Annotated in this window: 6 protein-coding genes; all 6 read left to right on the top strand. The window is 68.0% G+C overall.

Annotation, left to right across the window (positions count from 1 at the left end; all coding sequences use genetic code 11):
* Positions 1–93: 93 nt before the first annotated feature.
* The gene (gene mreD, locus AC1DR7_RS19430) at positions 94–579 is read left to right on the top strand and encodes a rod shape-determining protein MreD (RefSeq protein WP_256777464.1); all 486 of its coding nucleotides are present in this window, start codon (positions 94–96) and stop codon (positions 577–579) included.
* Between the two features lies 1 nt (position 580).
* Positions 581–2,653 carry a penicillin-binding protein 2 gene (mrdA, locus tag AC1DR7_RS19425; protein WP_478076631.1) on the top strand — a complete coding sequence of 691 codons (2,073 nt, stop codon included), beginning with the start codon at positions 581–583 and terminating at the stop codon, positions 2,651–2,653.
* Positions 2,650–3,762 carry a rod shape-determining protein RodA gene (gene rodA / locus AC1DR7_RS19420; protein WP_256777466.1) on the top strand — a complete coding sequence of 371 codons (1,113 nt, stop codon included), beginning with the start codon at positions 2,650–2,652 and terminating at the stop codon, positions 3,760–3,762. The genes mrdA and rodA overlap by 4 nt, the downstream gene beginning before the upstream one ends.
* Positions 3,763–4,518: 756 nt before the next feature.
* Positions 4,519–5,664 carry a lytic murein transglycosylase B gene (mltB, locus tag AC1DR7_RS19415; RefSeq protein ID WP_457319035.1) on the top strand — a complete coding sequence of 382 codons (1,146 nt, stop codon included), beginning with the start codon at positions 4,519–4,521 and terminating at the stop codon, positions 5,662–5,664.
* A complete protein-coding gene (locus AC1DR7_RS19410) occupies positions 5,661–6,899 on the top strand; it encodes a septal ring lytic transglycosylase RlpA family protein (protein WP_457319036.1) in 1,239 nt (412 codons plus the stop codon). Before mltB ends, AC1DR7_RS19410 begins: the two co-directional genes overlap by 4 nt.
* 103 nt (positions 6,900–7,002) lie before the next feature.
* Positions 7,003–8,217: a D-alanyl-D-alanine carboxypeptidase family protein gene (locus tag AC1DR7_RS19405; protein ID WP_457319037.1), complete on the top strand. Its 1,215-nt coding sequence runs from the start codon at positions 7,003–7,005 to the stop codon at positions 8,215–8,217.
* Positions 8,218–8,684 lie beyond the last annotated feature (467 nt).

Here is an 8,684-nt window from a genome sequence, read left to right as displayed (position 1 = left end):
GAGCATGGCTCGGCTCTACCCGAAGCCAACCGCCGCGACGCACCCGGTAGTGCCGAGCCATGCTCGGCAGCCGGAATCGGTGGAGAACCGCGAATGAGCCGCCTGCGCGACAAACCGTGGGTGCTGCCGGTCAGCGTGGTGCTGGCGCTGCTGCTGGGCCTGCTGCCGCTGCCGGCGTTGCTGCAGCCGCTGCGGCCGTACTGGCTGGCACTGGTGCTGGCCTACTGGGTCATCGAAGCGCCGGACCGGGTCGGGCTGGGCATCGCGTTTGCCAGCGGCGTGGTCGCCGACCTGCTGTACGGCGGGGTGCTGGGCGAACAGGCACTGCGGCTGGTGATGCTCACCTTCATCCTGCAGCGCTTCCGCGCCCGCATCCGCTTTTTCCCGATGTCCCAGCAGATGCTGGCCATCGGCGGGTTGCTGTTCAACGACCGCATCGTCAGTTCGGTGGTGCATATCGTGGTCGGCGAACCGACCCTGCCGTGGTCGTACTGGTGGGCGCCGCTGCTCGGCATGGGCCTGTGGCCGCTGCTGTTCGTGCTGCTCGATGCGGTGCGCTTCGGGCGTCGCGGTCGCTGACATGTACGTGCGCCGCCAGGCCAAGAATCCCCACGCCGAAGCGGAACAGTTCCGGCGCCGTGCCGCGCTGGGCTTCCTTGGCGTGCTGGTCTGCCTGATCGGGCTGGGCGGCTGGTACTTCAAGCTGCAGGTGCTGGACCACGACGTCTATGCCACCCGCTCGGAGGCCAACCGCATCAAGCCGCGGCCGGTGGTGCCCGGGCGCGGGATGATCTACGACCGCAACGGGCGCCTGCTGGCCGAGAACGTGCCTGCGTTCCGGCTGGACATCACCCCGGACAAGGTCAAGGACATGGACGCCACCCTGGCCGGGCTGGCGAAGATCCTCGACCTCAGCCCGGAGGACATCGAGACCTTCAACAAGTCGCGCAAGGCCCGCCGCAAGTTCCTGCCGGTCACGCTCAAGCTGCGCGTCAGCGATGAGGAAATGGCGCGCTTCGCGGTCGACCGCTGGCGCTATCCCGGCGTGGAGCTGGAGCCGTACCTGACCCGTCGCTACCCCTACGGCGACCTGTTCGCGCACATCATCGGCTACGTCGGCCGGGTCGATGACAAGGACCTGGAGATCCTCGGCGAGGGCAACGCGGCGCTGACCCACATCGGCAAGTCCGGGCTGGAGCGCTATTACGAGCAGCAACTGCGCGGCAAGGTCGGCTACGAGCAGGTCGAGACCAACGTGCAGGGCCGCGCGATCCGCACGATCGGCCGGGTCGCCGCGCAGTCCGGCAGCGATCTGCGGCTGTCCATCGATGCCGATCTGCAGCGCGCGATGGTGGCCGCCTTCGGCGATTTCGACGGCGCGGCGGTGGCGATGGACCCGCGCACCGGCGAGGTGCTGGCCATGGTCAGCCTGCCCTCGTATGACCCGAACCTGTTCGTCAACGGCATCTCGCATGCCGATTTCAAGGCGCTCAACGACAACCCCTCGCGGCCGCAGTTCAACCGGCTCGTGCTGGGTGGCGTGGCGCCGGGTTCGACGATCAAGCCGCTGATCGGCCTGGCCGGCCTGGACAGCGGCACGCGCAAGCCCGAAGACAAGATCCTGTCCACCGGCATGTTCTACCTGCCCGGCACCTCGCGCGGCTGGGGCGATGCCAACCGCGGCGGGCATGGCTGGACCGATCTGCGCAAGTCGATCACCCAGTCGGTCAACACGTATTACTACAAGCTGGCGCTGGACATGGGCATCGAGCGCTTCGACCACTACATGGGCTATTACGGCTTCGGCGAAGCGACCGGCATCGACCTCACCGGCGAGATCGGCGGCATCCTGCCCTCGCCGCAGCACAAGTACAAAACCCGCAAGGAGCGCTGGTATCCCGGCGACACGGTCAACGTCAGCATCGGCCAGGGTGACTGGAAGGTCACCCCGTTGCAGCTGGTGCACGGCATCGCCGGGATCGGCAACGGCCAGCTGCGCACCCCGCACCTGGTGATGCAGGAGCGGGCCGGCTTCGATGCCGACTGGACCCCGGTGCCGGCCGGCGAGACCAAGCCGGTCAGCCCCAATCCCGGCAATCTGCAGGCCGTGCGCGAAGGCATGATGGGCACCATGCGCCCGGGCGGCAGTGGCGCGCGGGCCGCGGCCGGCGCGCCGTACACGATCGCCGGCAAGACCGGCACCGCGCAGGTGATCAGCCGCCGTGGTACGGCGGCGGTGAACCCCAAGAGCCTGCCGATGCACCTGCGTCACCGCTCGTTGTTTGTCGGCTTCGCGCCGGCCGAGAACCCGGTGATCGCCGTGGCGATCGCGGTCGAGGGCGGCGGCTACGGCGGCTCGGCCGCAGCGCCGATCGCGCGCAAGCTGTTCGATGCGTGGCTGCTGGGCAAGATGCCCGACGGGCTGGAACCCCTGGACAGCGAGCGGGGTACCACCGCGATCGGCATCACCGGGTTCGACAGCGGTGACAGCAACGCGCGGGCCGCCGGCGATGCCGCGGCTGCGCTGCTGGAATCGCTGCCGATCGTGGTGGGCCTGCCGAGCGCGCCGGTTCCCGCGCCGTCACCGCTTGCCCCTGGCGCGCCGRTGCCGGCCGCCGCACCGCCGCCGACAACCCCGGAGCGTGCGCGATGAAGGTCTTCCTGCGCTGGGCGACCGACATGGTCGTGCGTTTCAGCAGCACGCTGGACTGGGTGCTGTGCCTGGCCCTGGGTGCGCTGATGCTGATCGGGCTGGCGGTGCTCAAGAGCGCCGGCGGCGACGGCCTGGTGTTCGCCCAGGGCGCGCGCTTCGTGGTCGGGTTGGGCGCCATGTGGGCGATCTCGCGGGTGTCGATCCTGCGCATCCGCTCGGCCACGCCGTTGATCTATGCGATCTCGATGATCCCGCTGCTGGCGGTGTTCGTGCTCGGCACGGGCAAGTACGGCCGGCAATGGCTGGATCTGAAACTGTTCTACCTGCAGCCGGCCGAGCTGCTCAAGGTCAGTCTGCCGATGATGGTGGCCTGGTACCTGCACCGCATGCCGCTGCCACCGCGTTTTTCCACGGTGATGGTCAGCGCGGTGATCATCGGCGTGCCGACCGGGCTGGTGATGCTGCAGCCGGACTTCGGTACCGGCGTGCTGATCGCGGCCAGCGGCGCGTTCGTGCTGTTGCTGGCCGGTCTGCCGTGGTGGTGGGTGGGCGTGGCGGTCGGCGGCGTGGCGGCAGCGGCGCCGGTGGCGTGGTTCTGGCTGCTGCGGCCCTACCAGAAGGACCGCATCATGATGTTCCTGGATCCGGAGATGGATGCGCTCGGCGCAGGCTGGAACATCATCCAGTCCAAGATCGCGATCGGGTCCGGCGGATTCGATGGCAAGGGCTGGGGGCAGGGTTCGCAGTCGCACCTGAACTTCATTCCCGAGCAGACCACGGACTTTGCGTTCTCGGTGCTCAGCGAGGAGTTCGGCTGGATCGGGGTGGCGACGGTGCTGGCGTTGTACCTGGTGGTGATCGGCCGCTGCCTGTGGATCGCCTCGCAATCGCGCGATTCGTACTCGCGGCTGTTGGCCGGCGCCACGGGCCTGGCGTTCTTCGTGTACGTGCTGGTCAACGGCGGGATGATCTCCGGCCTGCTGCCGGTGGTGGGCGTGCCGATGCCGCTGATCAGCTACGGCGGCACGTCGGCGGTGTCGTTGCTGGCCGGTTTCGGCCTGGTGATGGCCGCGCGCAAGCATCAGCCCGTCCACGGCGGCTACGGCTGACCCATGGGTAGCGCCACGCCATGCGTGGCTGCTGTTCGCTGACTGCCCGCCCTCCTCGACGAGCGGCTGCGCTCCGCGCTCGGTCGGGATCGGCTCAGGTCCGCGCGGCGGCAAGGGATGCCCGCGCATCGCAGCGACTGTGCTGCCCAAGGTCCCGTCAGGGCCTGCCCCCAGCGGCAGGATGGTTCATCGGCTGAGCGGGGGAAGCGAAGGCTCGCCTCTGCGGTCGGCTGGGAGTGATCGGATATCCGGCAAAGCAGGTTTATAGCGTCAGGGTTTGGCGGGTTTGGTGCACGGATCGTCAACAAAGTGACGGAAAAGTGAGATGTGGCGCACAGATATGAAGTGCGTTGATCCTGATCAATGGACTTGTCGTAAACGGACGGCACAATGGCGGCCCGCCAGCAGGGGTATGTCGAGCCAAGCGACATGCCTGGGGAGCTTGGTGGGGAGTAGTTGACCCAACGGGTACAAGGGGCGAGGCGCGCGCTGGGGAGTTGCGCGCCGCGCCGGTACCGACCGGGTCGGTTTGGCCGGTTGCGTCCATGGGGATGGGGACGTAACCGGCAGACCTTAATAATTGCCGCTGACCCGCACCTGATGTGTCAGGGGCCCGGATGCATCCATGGCTGAATGGGGAATCTGACTGCGATCACTGTAGACGCAGCGTTAACGATTGTCCCTTGTCGCAGGCAATTCGTTGTGATTCATGGTCTTAGGGGTTTTAATTCATCCTTGACCTGCTAACCTGCCGCGATGATTCGACGCACTCTGGCCTGCATGCTTACGCTCGGTTTGGTCGCCTGCGCGACCCAACCGCCTTCTCCGTCACCGTCGCCGCAGGCGTCCGGTGCCCCCAACAAGCCGTTGCCGGGGCAGAAGGGCCCGGCCGAAGCCGCGCCGGAGGCCGCTGCCGCTACGGCCGCGCCGGTGGACCTGACCCCGGTGCCGTTCGAGGTGGCCCGCGCCAACTTCGTGCGCGACACCGCAAAACGCTATGGCATTCCCGCTGCGCAGATCGAGGCCACGCTGGCCCAGGCGCAGGTGCGCGATCCGATCATCGCGGCGATGTCGCGACCCGCCGAGCGGGTCAAGCCGTGGAACGAGTACCGGCCGATGTTCATCAGCCAGGCGCGGATCGACGGCGGAAAGAAATTCCTCGCCCAGCACCGCGACGAGTTGATGCGCGTGCAGCAACGCACCGGCGTGCCGGCCGAAGTGATCGTGGCGATCATCGGGGTGGAAACCAGCTACGGCGGCAACACCGGCAGCTACCGCGTGCTCGATGCGCTGTACACGCTGGCCTTCAAGTACCCGCGCAGTGGCGATCCGTCCAAGCTCGAGCGCGAAGTGCGCCGTGAGCTGTATTTCCGCGACGAACTGGCGCGCCTGTTCGCGCTGACCCGCGACGAGAAGCTGGACATCACCGCGATCAAGGGCAGCTACGCCGGCGCGATGGGCATGGGCCAGTTCATGCCGTCCAGCTACCTGGACTTCGCGGTGGACGGCAACGGCGATGGGCGCCGCGACCTGTCCAACAGCTACGACGACGTGTTCTCTTCGATCGCCAATTACTTCGTCAAGAAGGGCGGCTGGGTGCGCGGCGGTCCGGTCGCGGTGCCAGCCACACTGGCCGCCGGCCGCGAAGAATTCAATCCGACCGAGTGGGCGCCCACCTGGACCCTGTCCGAGCTGGCCCAGCGCGGCTATCAGCCCAGCGCGCCGGTGCCGGCAGGCCTGACCGCCACGCCGATCACGCTCGAAGGCAGCACCGGCAAGCAGTACTGGCTGGGCTTCCAGAACTACTACGCGATCACCCGTTACAACCTTTCCAAGATGTACGCGATGGCCGTGTACCAGTTGTCCCAGGCCATCGCCGGACAGGAGCTGCCGCCGGCATGAACGCACGCGCACGCTGCAGATGGCTGGTCCCCGGTCTGTTGGTCCTGGCGCTCGCCGCCTGCAGCAGCGCGCCGAAAAAGCCGGCCAGCGCCGGCAGCGCCAAGCCCGGCAGCGGCACGCTGGTGCAGGGCAAGGGCAACCGCCCGGCGCATTGTCCGGACGGGTCGCCCTACAAGGCCGCCACCGAAGATCCGACTACCCGCGGCGACTACCGTGCCGGCGGCTTGTACAAGCCCGGCGTCAACGACAGCACCCCCACCTATATTCCCAACGTGGCCTGCATCCCCGAGCCGGAGGTGGTCGACCTGCCGCGTTCGCCGGTCGGCAACAAGTCGCCGTACGTGGTGCTGGGCAAGCAGTACCAGGTGCTGGACAAGACCAGCGGCTATGCCGAGAAGGGGACCGCCTCGTATTACGGTGCCAAGTTCCATGGCCGCCTGACGTCCAACCGCGAGGTGTACGACATGTACGCCTTCACCGCCGCCCACAAGACCCTGCCGCTGCCGAGCTTTGCGCGGGTCACCAACCTGGACAACGGCGAATCGGTGATCGTGCGCGTCAACGACCGCGGCCCGTTCCACGACGGCCGGGTGGTCGACCTGAGTTATGCCGCCGCCGTGCGCCTGGGCATCACCCAGCGCGGCACCGGCAACGTGGAAGTGCGCGCGCTGACGCCGGGCGAAGGCAACCTGCTGGCCGACAAGCCCTCGCGTCGCGAGCGCCGCGCGGCCGCAAGCGTGGCCGCTGCCGCGCAGCCGCGTTCGCCCAGCGACATGGACAAGCTGGTCGGCCGCCTGCCAGCCGCCACGGCCCCGGCTTACGCGGGCGCCACGGTGGCCAGTGGCCGCCCGGCCGCGACCCAGGCGGCACAGATCGACGATGCGCCGGTTACCGTCAGTGCGCTGCCGGCCGCGCCGCTGGTGGCCGCCGTCGTGCCGCCGCGCCCGGTGGCCCGCCCGACCCCCGTACCGGTGCCCGCCCCTGCAAGCCTGTCCCAGCAGGTGGGCAGCGTGTTCCTGCAGGTGGCCAGCTTCGCCAGCCGCGACAACGCCACCCGTGCACTGGGCCAGCTGTCTTCGGCCGGCATCGTCGGGGCCAGCATCAGCGACATCGTCAGCGGCGGCCGCACCCTCTGGCGCCTGCGCGTGCCGGCGGCCGACCACGCCAGCGCCTCGGAACTTGCCGGCCGCATCGCCGGTCTGGGCTTTGGTGCGCCGCAGATCGTGAAGGACTGACCGCCGCCGCGAGCGGCGGCGTCCCGCGCGCACCGTTGCATCGGCCTACAATGGCCACACTCCGTCTTTCCACCTTGGCGCCCCACCAGGAGCTTGCTGTCCAATGAAATTCCGCTTTGCCGCTGCTGCCATGGCCACGACCCTGTTCGTGGGCATGGTCTCCGCCCAGACCCCGCAGCCGGCCCCCCAGCCGGTGCCTGCGCCTGCCGCCGCCCCGGCCACCGTCGCCACCCCGCCGGCGCCCAGACCCAGTGTCTCCAAAGCCTGGGTGCTGATGGATTACGCCACCGGCCAGGTGTTGGCTGGCGAAAATGAACATGAGCAGCTGGCCCCGGCCAGCATCACCAAGGTGATGACGTCTTATGTCGTTGCCGCCGAGGTCAAGAACGGCAAGGTCCGTCCCGATGACCAGGTGATGATGAGCGAGCGGGCCTGGCGCGAAGGCGGCGCCGGTACCGACGGCAGCTACAGCGGCTTCCCGGTCAACCAGACCGCGCGTCTGGAAGATATGGAAAAGGGCATGGCGATCCAGTCCGGCAACGATGCCGCGATTGCCCTGGCCGAGCACGTGGCGGGCAGCGAAGAAGCCTTCGCCTCGCTGATGAACAGCTATGCCGCCAAGATCGGGATGAAGGACTCGCACTTCATCAACGCCCACGGCCTGACCGCGCCGGGCCACCACAGCACCGCCTACGATCTGGCGCTGCTGGGCCGGGCGATGGTGCGCGACTATCCGGAAACCTACGCCTACAACAAGGTGAAGGAATTTACGGTCGGCAACATCAAGCAGCCCAACCGCAACCTGCTGCTGTGGCGCGATGGCAGCGTGGACGGGATCAAGACCGGCCATACCTCCGAGGCCGGCTACTGCCTGATGAGCTCGGCACAGCGCGGCGACCAGCGCCTGATCGCGGTGGTGCTGGGCGGCAGTTCGGAAAAGCAGCGCGCCGATGACAGTCTGGCCCTGCTCAACTGGGGCTTCCGCTTCTTCGAAACCCACCGCATGTACGAGCCGGGCAAGGCCGTGGCCGACCACAAGGTGTGGAAGGGCAAGGCCGACACGGTGCAGCTGGGCGTGGCCCAGCCGATGCTGGTGAGCGTGCCGCGCGGTCGTTACAACGACCTCAAGCCGACCATCGACGTGCCCAAGACGCTGGAAGCGCCCTTCACCGCGGGCCAGAAAATCGGCACGCTGAAGGTGACGCTGGATGGCAAGGTGGTCGCCGAAGCGCCGCTGGTGGCCGTGGCCGCCGTGGAAGAAGCCGGCTTCTTCAAGCGTCTGTGGGACAGCTTCTGGATGTGGTGGGAATCGGAGTGATCCGGCGCCACTGAATCGAAAAAAGACCGGCGAAAGCCGGTCTTTTTTTGGCTTTTTTCCGAAGGCAGGGGCGTCTTGTTCCGGGGGCTGTGCAGAGGGCGTACGGCTGTACGTGTGTGGTCGGGTGGTCGGGTTGTCCGAGTGACATTGGGGATCTGGGGCACCTTTTCGGTCGGGCTTTTCGCGCGCGTGAGGGCCCCGTAGCGGCCGGTAGGCCCCTGGCGCAAATGTCCCCCGGCCGCGTGGCGGCCTCCTCCTTTATTTTGCCCAGGAGCCTACCGCCCGCTACGGGGCTCGGCGTGCGGTGCGTAGGTGGACGCCAGGCTTTTCTGTCGCTGGTCGGTGGGTCGGGCGCTGGGCTCCCATGCCCTTGGAGGCGAAATAAAGGAGGAGGGGGCGGCCGTAGGCCGACGCCGGGGGACATTCGCCGGAAAGGGCATGGGGCCCGGCGCCCGACCCGACCCACC

The organism is Stenotrophomonas sp. P5_A9 (assembly GCF_056400525.1).
Note: the sequence above shows the minus strand (reverse complement) of the source record. Positions and strands in the feature narration are given on the sequence as shown.